Genomic DNA, 15,541 nt, shown 5'->3' on the forward strand with positions numbered 1-15,541 from the left:
GATTTGCGCCGCTGGAAGGACGACTCCTGGAAGGCAATGGAAATGAAACGGTCGCGCCTCGGCTCTCTCGACGTCACCTCGATCGGCCTCGGCTCCGCCCCGCTCGGCGGATTGTTCGCACCCGTCAGCGACGCCGATGCGCAAGCGACGGTCGCGCGTGCCTGGTCGCTCGGAATCCGCTTCTTCGACACCGCGCCGCTTTACGGCTTTGGCCTGGCCGAGCGGCGGCTCGGCGCGTTCCTGCGGCAGCAGCCGCGTGAATCCTATGCGATCTCGACCAAGGTCGGGCGTCTTTTGCGCGCGCCCGAGGGCGCCGCCGCCGAGGACGAGCACTACAAGGGCACGCCGCGTGAGCGGCCGGTGTTCGATTTCAGCCATGACGGCGTGATGCGCTCGGTGGAGGAAAGCCTCGCCAGGCTCGGGCTCGATCGCATCGACGTCCTGCTCGTGCATGATGCCGACGACCACTATGACGATGCCGTCACCGGTGCCTTCCGCGCGCTGCAGCGCCTGCGCGAGGACGGCACGGTCAAGGCGATCGGCGCCGGCATGAACCAGTCGGAAATGCTGGTCCGCTTTGCCGACGCCGTGCCGGTTGACTGCTTCCTGCTCGCCGGCCGCTACACGCTGCTCGACCAGGGCGCGCTGGATGCGCTATTTCCGGCCTGCCAGGCCAGGAACATCGGCATCCTGCTCGGCGGCGTCTACAACAGCGGCATCTTGGCCAATCCGCACACGAGCGCGAAGTTCAATTATCAGGATGCTGACGCGGCGCTTGTCGCGCGTGCGCTGGAACTCGACGCGCTCTGTCACGAGCACGGCACCGAGCTAAAGGCCGCAGCGCTGCAGTTCTGCATGGCCCACCCGGCCGTGACGGTCACGGTGATGGGCGCGCGCAATGCTGCGGAGGCGGCCGAGAACATCGCGATGTCGGAGGCGGCGGTGCCGCAGGCCTTCTGGCAGGAGCTGCGCGCGCAAAACCTCGTCGATGCGCGGGCGCCGCTGCCGGGCGGAGCGTGAGCCATGATCATCGACGGTCACCAGCATTTCTGGGATCCGGCGCGTGCCGACTATCCCTGGATGGACGCGGACGAGCTCACACCGATCCGCCGCGCCTTCGGCCCTGGCGATCTTGCGCCATTGCTGAAGGCAAACGGCATCGATGCGAGCATTCTGGTGCAGTGCCGCTCCGCGCTGGAGGAGACCGAGGAGTTCCTGCGCATCGCGCATGCGACGCCCTCTGTCATCGGTGTCGTTGGCTGGGCTGATCTGACGGACGGGGCGCTTGACGAAACGCTCGATCGATTGCGCGCTGCGCCCGGTGGGGACAAGCTGGTGGGCATTCGTCACCAGGTCCACGATGAAGCCGATCCGGATTGGTTACTCCGCGAAGACGTCCAGCGCGGCCTCACCGCGGTGTTTGCCCGCGATCTCACCTACGACTTCCTCGTCCGCACCCGCGAGTTGCCGGTTGCGATCGCGACCGCGCAGGCCTTCCCGCAAGCGCGCTTCGTGCTCGACCACGCCGCCAAGCCGCCGATCGCCGATGGCGCAAGCGACGAATGGGCCGATGGCATCGCGGCGCTCGCTGCTTGCGGCAATGTCTGGTGCAAGATTTCGGGCTTGGCGACGGAAGCAGTCTGGAGCGATTGGAATGCGGAGCGTCTGTTTCCGTTCGTTCAGCATGCCGCGACATGCTTTGGCGAGGATCGGCTGATCTTCGGCTCGGACTGGCCGGTGTGTCTGCTTGCGGGGAGCTACGGCGAGATCAAGGATGCGCTGGAGGCGTGCCTGGTGAGGCTGGGCGCACACGTGCGCGAGAAGGCGTTCGGTGTGAATGCGAAGGCTGCGTATCGGTTGGCTTGACTGTTCAGTCGAGGGTTGCACTCTTTCCCTCTCCCCTTGTGGGAGAGGGTGGCTCGCCGCGTAGCGGCGAGACGGGCGAGGGGTATCTCTCCGCGCACGACCCTCAAGCAGCAAGGATCGCGGAAGCAACCCCTCATCCGGCGCTTCGCGCCACCTTCTCCCACAAGGGGAGAAGGAAGAAAGCAGCGTGCCGGCCCTTCACGCGCCCGCTGGCACCTGATCCAGAAATCCCGTCACGCTCCTGATCCGGCCCTCCTTTAGCACGGCAAAATCCGTTCCCTTGATCGGGCTGTCGACGCCGTCAGGACCAAGTCCCCACGAGAAGCGCACATGGTCGCCGTAGCCGTTGGGCTCGCCGATCAGCTTGAAGGTGAAATCGGGAAAGCGCTGCTGCACGCCTGCGATCAGCGCGTGGATCCCGTCCTGGCCGTCGCCCTTCATCAGGGGATCGACATAGCTCGCATCCGCTGTCCAGTTTTGGCTGAGCAGTTCGCGCCGGCGGCCGGCGGCGCGTTCGTTCCAGAGCTCGATGTAGCGGCAGGCGATGGTGTTGGGATCGGTCATGATGTTCTCCTTCGACAGTGCCGTGTTGGCTGACCGTAACTATCGAAGGAATGCGCGCGCCGATCGATTACCTCGGAGGTCATCGGCGCACGCATAATCTCATGCAGGCGTCACTTCGCCGCGGTCACCATGATCTCTACGGTGTATTGCGGCGCCGCCAGCTTGGCTTCGACGGTGGCGCGGGCCGGCGTGTTGCCAGGCGAGACCCAGGCGTCCCACACCGCGTTCATCTCGCCGAACGTTTTCATGTCGGTGATGTAGATCGTGGCCGAGAGCAGCTTCGATTTGTCGGTGCCGGCCTTGGCGAGGTGGCCGTCGATGGTCGCCAGGATGTCCTGGGTCTGCTTCGTCACGCTTTCGCCGGCAGCCTTGTTCGCGACGACACCGGCGAGATAGACGGTGTTGCCGTGCACGACGACCTGGCTCATGCGCGGGCCGGTTTCAAAACGCTGAATGCTCATTTGGGATCTCCTGGTGGAAGGGCGGCCCTGTCTAGCCCAGCGATTCGCGCTGTGCCAGCCCAGGCACGCATGCGTTGCCAGGCGCGCATGCCTTGCCAGACACGCATGCGCTGCCTGCGGCGATGCGCCGCTCAGCGAAACTGGCTGAAGAAAGCCCAGATCGTCTCGGCGCCGTCGATGTCACTGTTCTGTGGCCCGAGCAGGCCGGTCGCGACCTTCGGGAAACGCGCGTCAGGTGCAAATCCGGGCATGCGATGGCCGCCTCGATTGACGCGATAGAGCACGACGTCGTGTCCGGCCGGGCAACGTGAGGAAATCCGCGTCACGGTGGATTGGTCGGTGGGACTTCTGTCGGGCAGGTCGGCTTCGGTCAACTCATCCGCGTCGCAGCCATTGAGCTTGCGCCAGAACGCCAGCGTCTCGTCGGTCGACCAGAACCCGTCTGCGGCATAATAGCCCGATCCGCGTCCACCTTCATAGGGCACCAGCGGGTCGGCCGTGCCGTTCATGATCAGAATCGGCAGCGGCCGGGACGGATGGCACGTGACAGCAGCCTCGTCGGTGAGATTCATGATCACGCTCGCAGCTGCCGCGAGCAGATCGGCGCGGGCGCAAGCCAGCGTCATCGCCATGGCGCCGCCGTTGGAGATGCCGGTCACGTAGACACGCTTTGCATCGGCGGTGCCGTCGGCCACCAGCTTCTCGATAAGTTTTGCGATGAACGCGACGTCATCGGTGCCCTCGGGTGGACCGCGGAGCGCGGGTCCCGCCTTGGTCCTCGCATCGGCCCAGGCGTGGTTGAGTCCGTCCGGAAAGACAACGGCGAGGCCCTCGCGCCTGGCAAGCTGCGGCCACGCCGTCCGCGCGACCATGTCGGCACCGCGCTGGGTCTTGCCATGCAACACGACGACTAGCGGCGCAGGCTTTTTCGCCGGCAGCTGCGCGGTGTAGGAGCGCTTCACGCCGTTGACGTCAACCGTATCGGCAGACGCCGCCGTGACGGCGGTGAGGGCCACGAGGAACGCCCCGATATGCATCCACCGCCGCATGATCTAGCCCACCGCCTTCGCCGCGGAGCGGCCGGCATTGCGCCCGGAGAACAGGCAGCCGCCGAGGAAGGTGCCCTCCAGCGAGCGGTAGCCGTGCACGCCGCCGCCGCCGAAGCCGGCGGCTTCGCCGACCGCATAAAGGCCGGGAATGACGCTGCCGTCCTCACCGAACACGCGCGACTCGAGATCGGTCTCGAAGCCGCCCAGCGTCTTGCGGGTGAGGATGTTGAGCTTCACCGCGATCAGCGGTCCATGCGCGGGATCCAGAATTCTGTGCGGGGAGGCGGTGCGGATCAGCTTGTCGCCGATATAGCGGCGCGCATTGTGGATGTTCATCACCTGCGCATCCTTGACGTAAGGATTGGCGATCTCTCGGTCGCGCGCTTCGATCTGCATCCTGATGTGCTCGAGCCTGACGAGGTCGCTGCCGGCAAGCTCGTTCATGGCCGCAACGAGCTCATCGAGCTTGTCGCGCACGATGAAGTCGACACCGTGGCTTTTGAACGCCTCCACCGGCCCCGGCGCGCCTTTGTTGGTGGCGCGGCGCAAGGTCATGCGCCAGCTCTTGCCGGTGAGGTCGGGGTTCTGCTCCGAGCCCGACAGCGCAAATTCCTTGTTGATGATGCTCTGCGTCAGGATGAACCAGGAATAATCATAGCCCGTCGACATGATGTATTTGAGCTGGCCGAGCGTGTCGGAGCCCGGGAATAGCGGCGCCGGCAGCCGCGTGCCCGTGGCGTCGAACCACATCGAGGACGGGCCGGGCAGGATGCGGATGCCGTGGCGCGGCCAGATGGGTGACCAGTTCTGGATGCCCTCGACGTAATGCCACATGCGGTCGCGATTGATCAGCCGCGCGCCAGCCTTCTCCGTGATGCCGATCATGCGGCCGTCGACATGCTCGGGCACGCCCGAGATCATGAATTTCGGCGGCTCGCCGAGCCGCTTCGGCCAGTTCTGCCGCACCAGCTCATGATTGCCGCCGATGCCGCCGGAGGCGACGATCACCGCTTGCGCCTTCAGCGAGAACTCGCCGACGGCGTTGCGTGACGAGCTCTTGCCCCGCTCGATCGTATCGGGGGCGAGAACGGCGCCGCTGACGCCATCCACCGTGCCGTTGGTGATGGAGAGCGCATCGACGCGATGGCGGAACCGAAAGCTCAGCCGGGCGCTTTGGGCGGCTTCGCGCGCGCGGCGCTCGAATGGTTCGACGATGCCGGGGCCGGTGCCCCAAGTGACGTGGAAGCGCGGCACCGAATTACCATGGCCCATTGCATCGTAGCCGCCGCGCTCGGCCCAGCCCACCACGGGGAAGATGCGATGGCCCATCGCCCGCAGCCAGCCGCGCTTCTCGCCGGCCGCGAACCCCACATAGGCCTCGGCCCATTGCCGCGGCCAGAAGTCCTCGTCGCGGTCGAAGCCGGCGGCGCCGATCCAGTCCTGGAGCGCGAGCTCGTAGGAGTCCTTGATGCCAAGTCGGCGCTGCTCCGGCGAATCGACCAGGAACAACCCGCCGAACGACCAGAACGCCTGGCCGCCGAGCGACTGTTCGCCCTCCTGGTCGACCACGATGACGCGCTTGCCCGCGTCCGCAATCTCCGTTGCGGCCACCAGTCCGGATAGTCCGGCGCCGACGACGATGACGTCCGTCTCTTCAATCATGTGTCTCCCCCTCCTCGGGTTCCCCCCTGTAGTTGTCCGGATTGAAGCCAGCGGTTGCAACTGAGATCAAGGGTGTGGCCGGTAAGACATCATTAACTTGTTCCACTTTGGGATAGAGACCAGCCGAGTGCAGCGCGGACGCAACACTGGATTTGAATTTGTTTTGAGCAAGCCGGCGTGCCTAGACAAAACCGCAGACTCGACCGACGCTAGCCGTGCATCACCACCTGACACGCAGATTCGAATACGACTGGGGCGGGGGACAATGAAGGTTCTGACGGGGTTGCTTGCGGCGATTCTGCTGATCGCCGGCATGGGGGCTTCTCACGCGGTGGTTCGAATTGCGGATGACCGCGGCGGCAGGATCGGAACCTACGTCGACAAATACCAGGGCCTGCGGCAATCAGGCGAAACCGTCATCATCGACGGCCTCTGCGCGTCCGCCTGCACCATCGTGCTCGGCGCCATCCCACGCGACCGGATCTGCGTGACCTCGCACGCAACGCTCGGCTTCCATGCGGCGTGGGATTTCGGCAGCAACGGCCGCGCCATCACCAATCCAGAAGCTACCCAGATGCTCTATGCGATGTATCCCTCGCAGGTGAAGCGCTGGATCGCGCAGCGCGGCGGCCTCACCCCGCACATGCTCTTCCTGAGGGGCAAACAGCTCCAGGCCATGTACAAGCCCTGCTACCTGGACGCGCAAGCCTCGACCAACAAGCCATCATCAAGGTAGGCCCAACCCCTCCGGTTTTGGCAAACTTGCACCACGATTGAGGTGCTCTCCCGCTTGGCTTGCGGGAGTGGCGACCCTGCGACAAGCTCGCGCTGCTACACGCTTATCGTGATCTCTGCCCCACCCCTGCGCTTGCCGGGTCCCGCGTCAGCGCCTATTTGAAAGGCAGGGAACCCTTCGCCCCGATCATGACCATGGTTCAACCACTGCACCCGGCCCATCCAGTATCGGACAATTCGCCCAATGCCGGCCGGATGCCGTCCGTGCTGCTGTGGGTGGGCGCGGGTCTCGGCGCGCTCGTCGTGGTCGCCGCCCTCACGCTCTGGTTTCACTACGGCACCCAGGTGTTCTTCGAAATGATCAGGACCGGTTTCACCGCCTGCTTCTGATCTCGACAGGAAGTGTTCCGCCAATGAGCTCCATCGCCCGTCCGCTGGTGATCGCAACCGCCTTCGCCGCAAGCCTCATTGTCGGGCTCCTGATCATGTTCTGGGCCATGGGCGGGATGAGCAAGGTGGCGCAGCCGGCCACGATCGGCGGTCCGTTCCAGCTCACCGATCAGAACGGCAAGACCGTCACCGACAAGAACCTGAAGGGCAAGCCGACCCTGATCTTCTTCGGCTACACCCATTGCCCCGACGTCTGCCCGACCTCGCTGTTCGAGATCTCGGAAGTGCTGCGCGCGATGGGCAAGGATGCCGACAAGGTCAATGCCATCTTCATCTCGGTCGACCCCGAGCGCGACACGCCGGCGGCGATGAAGGACTATCTGTCGAGCTTCGATCCGCATCTCGAGGGCCTCTCCGGCGATCCCGCCGAGATCGCCAAGGTGATCACGTCCTACCGTGTCTACGCCAAGAAGGTCCCGACCAAGGACGGCGACTACACCATGGACCACACCGCGCTGATCTATCTGATGGACCGCGACGGCCGCTTCGTCTCGCCGTTCAATTTGAAGCGGACGCCGGACGAGGCGGCGGCAGAGCTGAAGCGGTATCTCTAAGAAGAGCGCGATCGCACCGCGAGCTCACCCTCCTACCTGGCCTGCGGGAGAGGTGCAGCGGAGGCGGGGGTGATAGCTCTTTGCTCCGAGGGATTTCTTGGTTGTTGAAACACCCTCTCCTCCGCCTTCCCCCCCGGCACGGGGGGAGGGAGCGCACCGTCACCTTGTCCGCATTCAGCGCTCGCGTTCCGGGCCGAATGGTCTATAAGGCCCTCCGATCCCACCGATATCAGTTCATTTCCGGCCGATGGCACCATCGCAACAGGCGAAATCGTCGAAATCTGCCCGTAGCTTGCTGCGCCGGCTGGCCATCGGCGGGTGCCTGCTCGCGGGCCTATCCGGCGCGAATGCCCAGACACCAGCCAAGCGGCCGCCCACTGCGCCCCCGGCCACGCCGCAAACCGTGCCCCAGGCCGCCCCCCAGGCCGTGCCCGGTTTTTGGGATCCGCGGCGCCGTCCGGAGCGGCCGGACCTGTCACGCCTGACCGTGATCCGTTTCCTGACCGAGACCGACTATCCGCCGTTCAACTTCACCGGCGCCGACGGCAATCCGGCCGGCTTCAACGTCGACCTCGCCCGCGCATTGTGCGACGAGATCAAGGTGACCTGCACGGTGCAGATGCGCCGCTTCGAGACGCTGGTCGACGCGCTCACCTCCAACCGCGGCGATGCCATTATCGCCTCGATGGCGGTAAGCCCGCAGCTCCGCGCCCGCGTCGATTTCACCGATCCCTATTACCGGGTGCCGGCGCGTTTCGTCTCGCGCAAGGACGCGGTGATGCCGGAAATCCGGCCCGAATATCTCGAAGGCAAGAAGGTCGGCGTCATCGCCGGCTCCGCGCACGAAGCTTATCTCAAGGCGATGTTCACCGACGCCGAACTGCACGCCTATCCCAATGACGATGCGCTCCGCAGCGCTTTACGCAAGGGCGAGGTCGATTTCATCTTCGGCGACGCCATCTCGCTCGCGTTCTGGATCAACGGCACCGATTCCGGCGATTGCTGCGCTTTCTCCGGCGGCCCCTTCGTCGAGAGCCGCTTCTTCGGCGAGGGCATCGGCATCGCCGTGCGCAAGGGCAACGACGTGCTGCGCCAGGCCCTGAACTGGGCCCTGTTCCGCGTCTGGGAAAAAGGCCGCTACACCGATCTGTGGCTGCGGTATTTTTCGGTGAGCCCGTTTTAGGTTCTTCGCTGCTCTCAGATCCTCATCCTGAGGGCTTGCGTAGCAAGCCTCTCGAAGGATGAAGGCCCCACTGATGGCCTCGCCCTTCGAGACGCGCGCGAACAGCGCGCTCCTCAGGGTGAGGGTCTGACACTCGCCCACAAAATTGCATTCTGCCCGGAAATCGCTATTTTCCGCGGCCCGGAGGCCCCGATGTCCGTTATCGATCTTGCCGCGAGCCCGAGCGACCTGCGTGCGCTCGCCGAACAATCCAACGCCTGGCCGTTTGAGCAGGCGAAGGCGATCGTCGCGCGGCTGAAGAAAAGCCCGAAGGACGAGGTGCTGTTCGAGACCGGCTACGGTCCCTCCGGCTTGCCGCATATCGGCACGTTCGGCGAGGTCGCGCGCACCTCGATGGTGCGCCATGCTTTCCGCGTGCTGACCGAGGACAAGATCAAGACGCGCCTGCTCGCCTTCTCCGACGACATGGATGGCCTGCGCAAGGTGCCTGACAACGTGCAGAACCGGGCGCCGCTGGAAGCCAATCTCGGCAAGCCGCTCACGCGCGTCCCCGATCCCTTCGGCACGCATGACAGCTTTGGTGCGCACAACAATGCGCGCCTGCGCGCCTTCCTCGACCATTTCGGTTTCGACTACGAGTTCGCGAGCTCGACCGATTACTACACATCGGGCCGCTTCGATGCGACGTTGCTTAAGATGCTGGCCGCCTACGACAAGATCATGGCGATCATCCTGCCGACGCTCGGGCCCGACCGCCGCGCCACCTATTCGCCATTCCTGCCGATCAGCAAGACGACAGGCGTGGTGCTGCAAGTGCCGATGATCCGGCGCGATGTCGCGGCCGGCACGGTGACCTATGTCGATCCTGACACCAACCAGGAAGTCGAAACGCCGGTCACCGGCGGCAACGTCAAGTGTCAGTGGAAGGCCGATTGGGCGATGCGCTGGGTCGCGCTCGGCGTCGACTACGAGATGGCCGGCAAGGACCTCATCGACTCCGTGAAGCTGTCCGGCGCGATTGCCAGGGCGCTTGGCGCCACGCCGCCGGAAGGCTTCAACTACGAGCTGTTCCTCGACGAGAAGGGCCAGAAGATCTCGAAGTCGAAGGGCAACGGCCTCACCATAGACGAATGGCTACGCTACGCCTCGCCGGAATCGCTGTCGCTGTTCATGTACCGTGAGCCGAAGGCGGCCAAGCGGCTCTATTTCGACGTCATCCCGCGCAATGTCGACGATTACCAGCAATTCATCGACGGCTTTGCCAAGCAGGATGCCAAGCAGCAGCTCGGCAATCCGGTCTGGCACATTCATAACGGCCATCCGCCGAAAGGCGACATGCCCGTCACCTTCCAGCTCCTCTTGACGCTGGTGTCGTCGTCGAACGCGGAGAATGCCGAGACCTTGTGGGGTTTTATTGGCCGCTACCGTCCCGGCGTGAGCCCGCAGACGCATCCGAAGCTCGATGCCATGGTCGGCTATGCCATCAACTACTACCGCGACTTCGTCGCGCCCACGAAGCAATTTCGCGAGCCGACTGATAGCGAGCGTGCCGCGCTACAGGACCTGCGCGATGCGCTGTCGCAACTGCCGGAGGACGCCTCGGCCGAGGACATTCAGAACGTCGTCTACGAGGTCGGCCGCCGCGAGCCGTTCCTCGATCAGGTCAAGAAGGGCAAGGACGGCCGTCCCGGCGTCACGCTCGACTGGTTCAACATGCTTTACCAGGTGCTGCTCGGTCAGGAGAAGGGCCCGCGCTTCGGCTCCTTCGTCGCGGTCTACGGCATCCAGAACGCGGTCAACATGATCGACGGCGCGCTGGCGCGGAGTGCGTAGGACGTAGTCCCGATTGCTTGTACTTGACCTTGCCGAGGGCCACGGCGAAACGCGCGGCGCGGGTGATGTCATCGCCTGGTTCACCACGCCAGGCGGGGCGCAATCACTGGCTCGCCCAGACGATCCGCGCCATCCAGGCGACATCACTCACCGCGATCGCCCGCTCCGCCTGTGATGCATCGAACGGCTGCAAGTCCAGCGCCTTTGCCGTGCGGCGCTTCAGCGTCGCGACCGCCATCTCGCCCGCTTTGGTCCTCACCACCACGCGATCGCCTTTGCGGATCGGCGTGCCGCGCGAGACCAGGATGACGTCGCCGTCGCGATAGGCTGGTTGGAGCGCATCGCCGGAAATCTCCAGCGCAAAGGCGTGGCCGTTCTCGGCGGTGGGAAGCGCGATTTCGGTCCAGCCCTTGCCGGATGGAAGGCCCGATTCGTCGAAAGCGCCGCTCGCACCGGCGAGTGCGAAGCTGAGCAGCGGCACCGAGTGAGGCTCGCCGGCGTCCTCGTCGATCAGCCTGGCAAAGCTGTCAATCGAGGCGCCGGCCGCCGCCAACGCCTTCGCGATCGATTCCGTCGAGGGCCAACGCTCGCGGCCGTCGGAGGTGACGCGTTTGGACCTGTTGAAGGTGGTGGGATCGAGCCCCGCGCGCTTGGCAAGGCCGGATGGCGAAAGCCCGGCGCGCGCCGCCAGCCGATCCAGCGCGACCCAGATCTGGTCGTGAGTCAGCATCCTCTGCGCTTTGGCCTGTTTGACCATCGAAGCAACTCAGGAAAACTGTCCTCAAATCAAACCGGTTTTCCGTTTTTCGCGCAAGGGGTGGTGGGCAGAAGCTTTTTCAAGCCAAGTGGGCACCGGTTCGCGTCAAGAAAACGCGTCAAAACAAGAGTCTAGAGGCCCGTTCCGATTTCATCGGAACGGAAAGGCTCTAGGTCTTGAGTTCAGAAGGGGCCGCCTTTACGGTCGCGGCCGGGTTTTGAGGACCCGCGAGAGACGAAAAATCCCAAAAAACTCAAAGAGCAAACAGGACTGCGGTAGCGGTGGTCAAGATCTACAAAATCTGTCCGGCCTCGGCCTGGCGCGAGGCGGAACGGCAGGGTGTCTACCGTGGCAGCGCGGACGATGCGCGCGACGGTTTCATCCATTTCTCGACCGCCACCCAGGTTCCCGAGACCCTGCGCAAGCACTATGTCGGGCAGCGCGCGCTGTTCCTGGTGGAGGTCGACGGCGATGCGCTCGGCAGCGAATTGCGCTGGGAGCGATCGCGCAATGACGAGCTGTTTCCGCACCTTTATGGCGAGCTCGATCTCGGCGCGGTGATCGCTGTGATGAACCTCAACTTGCGTTCCGACGGCGGTCACGATGTTCCGGAGCTTGCCCCGTGATCCGCGCTTTCGACGCGTTTTCGCTGCCGGTGCTGCGCTGGCTCGACCCGGAGGATGCGCATCGGCTCGCGATCCAGGGTCTGCGCTTCTTGCCACCCGTCAAGCCGCGCCTTGATGATCCCAAGCTCGCGGTGCGCGCCTTCGGGCTCAACTTCCCCAATCCGATCGGCATGGCCGCGGGCTTCGACAAAAGCGCCGAGGTGCCGGATGCGTTGCTGCGGCTCGGCTTCGGCTTCGTCGAGATCGGCTCGGTGACGCCGAAGCCGCAAAGCGGCAACCCGCGGCCGCGGCTGTTCCGGCTGGAGCGCGACGAGGCCGTCATCAACCGCATGGGCTTCAACAATGACGGCGCGGACGTCGCCTTGCGCCGGCTCGCGGCGCGCGCAGCGCACGGCGGCATCGTCGGCGTCAATGTCGGCGCCAACAAGGATTCACCCGATCGCGTCGGCGACTACGTCAAGCTGATCGAGACCTTTGCGCCGGTTGCGAGCTATTTCACCGTCAACGTCTCCTCCCCGAACACACCGGGTCTGCGCAATTTGCAGGAAGGCGCACTGCTCGACGATCTTCTCGCACGCGTGATCGACGCGCGGGAACGGGTGCGCCAGAAGGCGGGCGACACGCCGGTGCTGCTCAAGATCGCGCCTGATCTCAGCCTTGCTCAGCTCGACGATGTCGTGCAGGTGGCGCGCTCGCGCCGGGTCGACGGCATGATCGTGTCGAACACGACGATCGCGCGACCGACCACGCTGCGCGAGGAGATGCGCGCCAGGGAGCAGGGCGGTCTGTCCGGACGACCACTATTCCGCCTGTCGACGCGCATGGTCGCGGAGACCTATGTGCGCGTCGAGGGCGCATTTCCCCTGATCGGCGTTGGTGGCGTCGATTCGGGCGGGGCCGCGCTGACCAAGATCCGCGCCGGTGCCAGCTTGATCCAGCTCTATTCGTCGCTGGTCTACAAAGGACTCGGCCTCGTCGACGAGATCAAGCGCGACCTGACCTCGACGCTGCTCCGCACCGGGCGGGATTCGCTCTCCGAGATCGTCGGCGCGGATGCGGCGACGCTCACGGCGGAAGATTGGCCGGGGATGTAAGGTGGACTCCGCGCCGCCTTGGGCGGTGCGGTGCTGATCGGGGCCCACAAGCCACGGGGTCCCGGCTCTGCGCAGCAGCGTTTCACGCTGCAGCGCGTCCGGGACACGAACATCTCGGGTACGATCTTTCTACGGCTTCGAAAACGTCGCCCTGAACTGCGCCGGATAGCGCGCGGCCTGCAAGCCGCCGCGCGAGACGTAGGAGGCCAGCAGGGCGCTCCACAGTCCGGCATTGCCGAACGATTGCAGCGCCCACCAGGTGCCGAGGAAGATCGCGAGCGAGGCCAGCATCAAATTGCGCATCTCGCGCGCCCAGGTCGCGCCGATGTAGATGCCGTCGAAGCCGAAGGCGAAGACGCCGGGTAGGGGCGCGAGTACAACGAACGGCAGGAAGTCGCGCGCGGTACGGCGGACGTCTTCGCTCGCCGTCATGAAATCGATCAGGGCCGGCCCGAACAGCGCAAACAGCACCGCGACGACGATTGCAAAGCCGAGTCCCCACAGCAGCACCAGCCGGGTCGAATCGGCAAATCCCTTGGCATCGCGTGCGCCAAGGCTGCGGCCGCAGAGCTGCTGGGCCGCGTTGGCGAGACCGTCGAGGAAGAAGGCGCTGACCAGCAGGAAGTTGTTGAGCACGGAGTTGGCGGCCAGCATGACGTCGCCGGCCTGTGCGCCCTTGGCGGTGAAGAACAGGAACACGGCGATCAGCGCCGCGGTGCGGATCAGGATGTCCGAATTCACCGCCAGCATCCGCAGGAGCTTCTCGCGGTCGAGCAGCGTAGCGTACGGGACGGCGAAGCCGCCGCCGGCATAATAGCGGCAGACGATCACGCCAAGGGCGAACCCGACGGCTTCCGACAACAGCGCGGCGCTCGCGGCGCCGGCGATGCCGGTGTCGTAGACCAGCACCAGCAGGATCGTCGCCGCCATGTTGACGAGGTTGATGACGACCTGAAGCAACAGAGCCGAATTGGCGCGGGCCTGGCCGATCAGCCAGCCGAGGATGACGTAGTTGGCGAGCGCGAACGGCGACGACCAGATCCGGATCTTGAAGTACGTCTTCGCGGCCTGCGTCACGCCCTCGCTGCCGCCCATGAGGTCGAACAGCATCGCGGCGAGCGGCAGTTGCAGTGCGATCAGCGCGGCGCCGATCAGGCCAGCAACGATGAAACCGCGCGCCAGGATCGCGGTCGGCTCGCGCGTATCACCAGCGCCCAGCGATTGCGCGGTGAAGGCGAGCGTGCTCATGCGCAGGAAGCCGAACAGCCAGAACAGGCAGTCGAAAATCACTGACGCGATCGCGACGCCGCCGAGCAGCGCCGCATCGTCGAGCCGTCCGATCGCTGTGGTCGAGACCACGCCGATCAGCGGCGTGGTGAGGTTCGCGACCATCGCAGGCCCGGCGATGGCGAACACCTGGCGGGAACCGATCCTGGGATGAACGGGCGCGTGCATGTCAGAACACGAGCGCCATGCCGTCTTCGGCGGCGAGATGCTCGATGTCGTCCAGGCGCGACAGCATGTCCTCGCTCATATGGGTGAGGACGAGGCGCTTTGCGCCGATCGCGGGCAGATGCTGTTCCAAGGTCTTCAGGCTGAGATGGTTCTTGACCGCCTTCTCGTACATATAGGCTTCGGCAATGAAAAGATCCGCGCCATGCGCCAGCGGAATGAGCGTCTCCGTCCATTCGGTATCGGCGCTGTAGGCGAGCGTGCGGCCCTCAGCCTCGACGCGATAGGCCAGGAATGGCCCGCCGGATTGGCCGTGCACGACCGGGTAGGGCGTCACTGTCACTGCGTCGAAGCTCTGGCTTTGCTGAGGCGCGAGTTCGACGACGGAGAGCTCGAAACCTTGTTTTGTCTTCGAGGAGTGCTCGAACAGCGCTTCCATCACCTGCGTTAGTCGCATCTCGATGCCTTGCGGGCCCGCAATCGTCAGCGGCCGCGTCCGCCGCGAGAATTGGGCGTCGAGCAGGAAGAATGGCAGCCCGGCGAAATGATCGCCGTGGAAATGTGTGATGAGAATGAGATCGATGTCATTGCGCTCGATCTCCAGCCGTTTCAGGGCCGGCAGAGCCGACGCGCCGCAATCGATCAGGAAATTGGTCTCGCGCCCCGAGATGTGGAAGCAGGTGTTGAGCCTGCCACCGGAGCCGAAGGCGTCACCGCAGCCGACAAAGCGTAGTTGCATCGGCTGCGGGCCCCTAAATCCTTACCTGCCGCGCGGCGCGCCGAACACGCGCGACAGCAGCCAGATCGGAATAACGATGACCGCGCCCAGCAGGAAGTAGCGCCACAGCCAGTTCACGGCATCGAAGCCGAGATCCCACAGCCGCTGGAATAACAGGCGGATGCTGTAGATGATATTCCAGGGATCGAAGCCGATCGCGGCCAGCACGACGCCGACCAGGATCGAGAGCAGGACCAGCCGAAACGCGACCGCCAGCGGCGTGCCGCCGAGAAAGCGGTTCAGGCCATCGCTGCGGCCAGCCGGCAAATCTCTGACGTCGTGGGCCATCGCAAGAAACTCCTCAACGGGGATTCGCCCCGATTATAGGTCACCGCGGGGCACATGGGGAACCCGCAACGGTGCGTCAATCAGCTTACCGCATTTTAATTCGGGCAGCGCCAGGGCCACGATTTGGGCGCGCCGCCCGCCGCGGGCGCGGTGCAAACCTCTCCCGCTTGCGGGAGAGGGAGCGCACCT

The 15,541-nt window shown here is 64.9% G+C and carries 17 protein-coding genes; 9 read left to right on the forward strand and 8 right to left on the reverse strand.

Annotation, left to right across the window (positions count from 1 at the left end):
• Positions 1-42 precede the first annotated feature (42 nt).
• Together IVA92_RS06960 and IVA92_RS06965 are read left to right on the forward strand one after the other, a co-directional pair.
• Positions 43-1,020 (forward strand): aldo/keto reductase, encoded by a 978-nt coding sequence (locus IVA92_RS06960; protein WP_247281804.1) that lies wholly within the window; start codon positions 43-45, stop codon positions 1,018-1,020.
• A 3-nt stretch (positions 1,021-1,023) separates the two neighbouring features.
• Positions 1,024-1,866, forward strand: a complete 843-nt coding sequence (locus IVA92_RS06965; protein ID WP_247281803.1) for an amidohydrolase family protein — start codon at positions 1,024-1,026, stop codon at positions 1,864-1,866.
• 198 nt (positions 1,867-2,064) lie between these two features.
• Here IVA92_RS06965 and IVA92_RS06970 read toward each other — a convergent pair whose 3' ends face one another.
• The 4 genes from IVA92_RS06970 to IVA92_RS06985 all read right to left on the reverse strand — a co-directional run bounded on the left by IVA92_RS06970 (position 2,065) and on the right by IVA92_RS06985 (position 5,602).
• Positions 2,065-2,430 carry a nuclear transport factor 2 family protein gene (locus IVA92_RS06970; protein ID WP_247281802.1) on the reverse strand — a complete coding sequence of 122 codons (366 nt, stop codon included), beginning with the start codon at positions 2,428-2,430 and terminating at the stop codon, positions 2,065-2,067.
• Positions 2,431-2,540: 110 nt separating this feature from the next.
• Positions 2,541-2,891, reverse strand: coding sequence for a RidA family protein (locus IVA92_RS06975; RefSeq protein ID WP_027575148.1), 351 nt, complete (start codon positions 2,889-2,891; stop codon positions 2,541-2,543).
• A 131-nt stretch (positions 2,892-3,022) separates the two neighbouring features.
• The gene (locus IVA92_RS06980; RefSeq protein ID WP_247281801.1) at positions 3,023-3,940 is read right to left on the reverse strand and encodes a PHB depolymerase family esterase; all 918 of its coding nucleotides are present in this window, start codon (positions 3,938-3,940) and stop codon (positions 3,023-3,025) included.
• A gap of 3 nt (positions 3,941-3,943) precedes the next feature.
• A complete protein-coding gene (locus IVA92_RS06985) occupies positions 3,944-5,602 on the reverse strand; it encodes an FAD-binding dehydrogenase (RefSeq protein ID WP_247281800.1) in 1,659 nt (552 codons plus the stop codon).
• Between the two features lie 265 nt (positions 5,603-5,867).
• Between IVA92_RS06985 and IVA92_RS06990 the strand changes: the two genes are divergently transcribed.
• From IVA92_RS06990 to IVA92_RS07010, 5 genes are all read left to right on the forward strand, one after another.
• Positions 5,868-6,338, forward strand: coding sequence for a hypothetical protein (locus IVA92_RS06990; RefSeq protein ID WP_247281799.1), 471 nt, complete (start codon positions 5,868-5,870; stop codon positions 6,336-6,338).
• 194 nt (positions 6,339-6,532) lie between these two features.
• Positions 6,533-6,727 (forward strand): hypothetical protein, encoded by a 195-nt coding sequence (locus IVA92_RS06995; RefSeq protein ID WP_346015479.1) that lies wholly within the window; start codon positions 6,533-6,535, stop codon positions 6,725-6,727.
• A gap of 23 nt (positions 6,728-6,750) precedes the next feature.
• A complete protein-coding gene (locus IVA92_RS07000) occupies positions 6,751-7,341 on the forward strand; it encodes an SCO family protein (protein ID WP_247281797.1) in 591 nt (196 codons plus the stop codon).
• A 247-nt stretch (positions 7,342-7,588) separates the two neighbouring features.
• Positions 7,589-8,524 (forward strand): transporter substrate-binding domain-containing protein, encoded by a 936-nt coding sequence (locus IVA92_RS07005; protein WP_247281796.1) that lies wholly within the window; start codon positions 7,589-7,591, stop codon positions 8,522-8,524.
• A 192-nt stretch (positions 8,525-8,716) separates the two neighbouring features.
• Entirely contained in the window at positions 8,717-10,357 is a 1,641-nt protein-coding gene (locus IVA92_RS07010) for a lysine--tRNA ligase (protein ID WP_247281795.1), read from the forward strand.
• A 103-nt stretch (positions 10,358-10,460) separates the two neighbouring features.
• Here the strand turns inward: IVA92_RS07010 and IVA92_RS07015 are convergent, their stop codons facing one another.
• Entirely contained in the window at positions 10,461-11,114 is a 654-nt protein-coding gene (locus tag IVA92_RS07015; RefSeq protein WP_247281794.1) for a helix-turn-helix transcriptional regulator, read from the reverse strand.
• Positions 11,115-11,395: 281 nt separating this feature from the next.
• Between IVA92_RS07015 and IVA92_RS07020 the strand changes: the two genes are divergently transcribed.
• Both IVA92_RS07020 and IVA92_RS07025 read left to right on the forward strand, forming a co-directional pair.
• On the forward strand, positions 11,396-11,740 hold the full coding sequence (locus tag IVA92_RS07020) for a DUF952 domain-containing protein (protein ID WP_247281793.1): 345 nt from the start codon (positions 11,396-11,398) through the stop codon (positions 11,738-11,740).
• On the forward strand, positions 11,737-12,834 hold the full coding sequence (locus tag IVA92_RS07025) for a quinone-dependent dihydroorotate dehydrogenase (RefSeq protein ID WP_247281792.1): 1,098 nt from the start codon (positions 11,737-11,739) through the stop codon (positions 12,832-12,834). Before IVA92_RS07020 ends, IVA92_RS07025 begins: the two co-directional genes overlap by 4 nt.
• A 129-nt stretch (positions 12,835-12,963) precedes the next feature.
• Here the strand turns inward: IVA92_RS07025 and IVA92_RS07030 are convergent, their stop codons facing one another.
• Genes IVA92_RS07030 through IVA92_RS07040 form a run of 3 tightly spaced genes read right to left on the reverse strand, consistent with a single transcriptional unit; the run spans position 12,964 to position 15,352 of the window.
• The gene (locus tag IVA92_RS07030; RefSeq protein ID WP_247281791.1) at positions 12,964-14,289 is read right to left on the reverse strand and encodes an MATE family efflux transporter; all 1,326 of its coding nucleotides are present in this window, start codon (positions 14,287-14,289) and stop codon (positions 12,964-12,966) included.
• A gap of 1 nt (position 14,290) precedes the next feature.
• Positions 14,291-15,025 (reverse strand): MBL fold metallo-hydrolase, encoded by a 735-nt coding sequence (locus tag IVA92_RS07035; RefSeq protein ID WP_247281790.1) that lies wholly within the window; start codon positions 15,023-15,025, stop codon positions 14,291-14,293.
• Between the two features lie 21 nt (positions 15,026-15,046).
• Positions 15,047-15,352, reverse strand: coding sequence for a DUF6460 domain-containing protein (locus IVA92_RS07040; RefSeq protein WP_247281789.1), 306 nt, complete (start codon positions 15,350-15,352; stop codon positions 15,047-15,049).
• Positions 15,353-15,541 lie beyond the last annotated feature (189 nt).

It is taken from the genome of Bradyrhizobium sp. 154 (assembly GCF_023073875.1).
In the GTDB taxonomy this organism is placed as follows: Bacteria; Pseudomonadota; Alphaproteobacteria; order Rhizobiales; family Xanthobacteraceae; genus Bradyrhizobium.

Bases quoted from the DNA above. Each gene is read 5' to 3' on its own strand.
- IVA92_RS07035 (WP_247281790.1), bottom strand. From the start codon at position 15,025: ATGCAACTACGCTTTGTCGGCTGCGGTGACGCCTTCGGCTCCGGTGGC.
- IVA92_RS06995 (WP_346015479.1), top strand. From the start codon at position 6,533: ATGGTTCAACCACTGCACCCGGCCCATCCAGTATCGGACAATTCGCCC.
- IVA92_RS06960 (WP_247281804.1), top strand. From the start codon at position 43: ATGAAACGGTCGCGCCTCGGCTCTCTCGACGTCACCTCGATCGGCCTC.
- IVA92_RS06970 (WP_247281802.1), bottom strand. From the start codon at position 2,430: ATGACCGATCCCAACACCATCGCCTGCCGCTACATCGAGCTCTGGAAC.
- IVA92_RS06990 (WP_247281799.1), top strand. From the start codon at position 5,868: ATGAAGGTTCTGACGGGGTTGCTTGCGGCGATTCTGCTGATCGCCGGC.
- IVA92_RS06980 (WP_247281801.1), bottom strand. From the start codon at position 3,940: ATGCGGCGGTGGATGCATATCGGGGCGTTCCTCGTGGCCCTCACCGCC.
- IVA92_RS06965 (WP_247281803.1), top strand. From the start codon at position 1,024: ATGATCATCGACGGTCACCAGCATTTCTGGGATCCGGCGCGTGCCGAC.
- IVA92_RS07005 (WP_247281796.1), top strand. From the start codon at position 7,589: ATGGCACCATCGCAACAGGCGAAATCGTCGAAATCTGCCCGTAGCTTG.
- IVA92_RS07010 (WP_247281795.1), top strand. From the start codon at position 8,717: ATGTCCGTTATCGATCTTGCCGCGAGCCCGAGCGACCTGCGTGCGCTC.
- IVA92_RS06975 (WP_027575148.1), bottom strand. From the start codon at position 2,891: ATGAGCATTCAGCGTTTTGAAACCGGCCCGCGCATGAGCCAGGTCGTC.
- IVA92_RS07040 (WP_247281789.1), bottom strand. From the start codon at position 15,352: ATGGCCCACGACGTCAGAGATTTGCCGGCTGGCCGCAGCGATGGCCTG.
- IVA92_RS07000 (WP_247281797.1), top strand. From the start codon at position 6,751: ATGAGCTCCATCGCCCGTCCGCTGGTGATCGCAACCGCCTTCGCCGCA.
- IVA92_RS07030 (WP_247281791.1), bottom strand. From the start codon at position 14,289: ATGCACGCGCCCGTTCATCCCAGGATCGGTTCCCGCCAGGTGTTCGCC.
- IVA92_RS07015 (WP_247281794.1), bottom strand. From the start codon at position 11,114: ATGGTCAAACAGGCCAAAGCGCAGAGGATGCTGACTCACGACCAGATC.
- IVA92_RS06985 (WP_247281800.1), bottom strand. From the start codon at position 5,602: ATGATTGAAGAGACGGACGTCATCGTCGTCGGCGCCGGACTATCCGGA.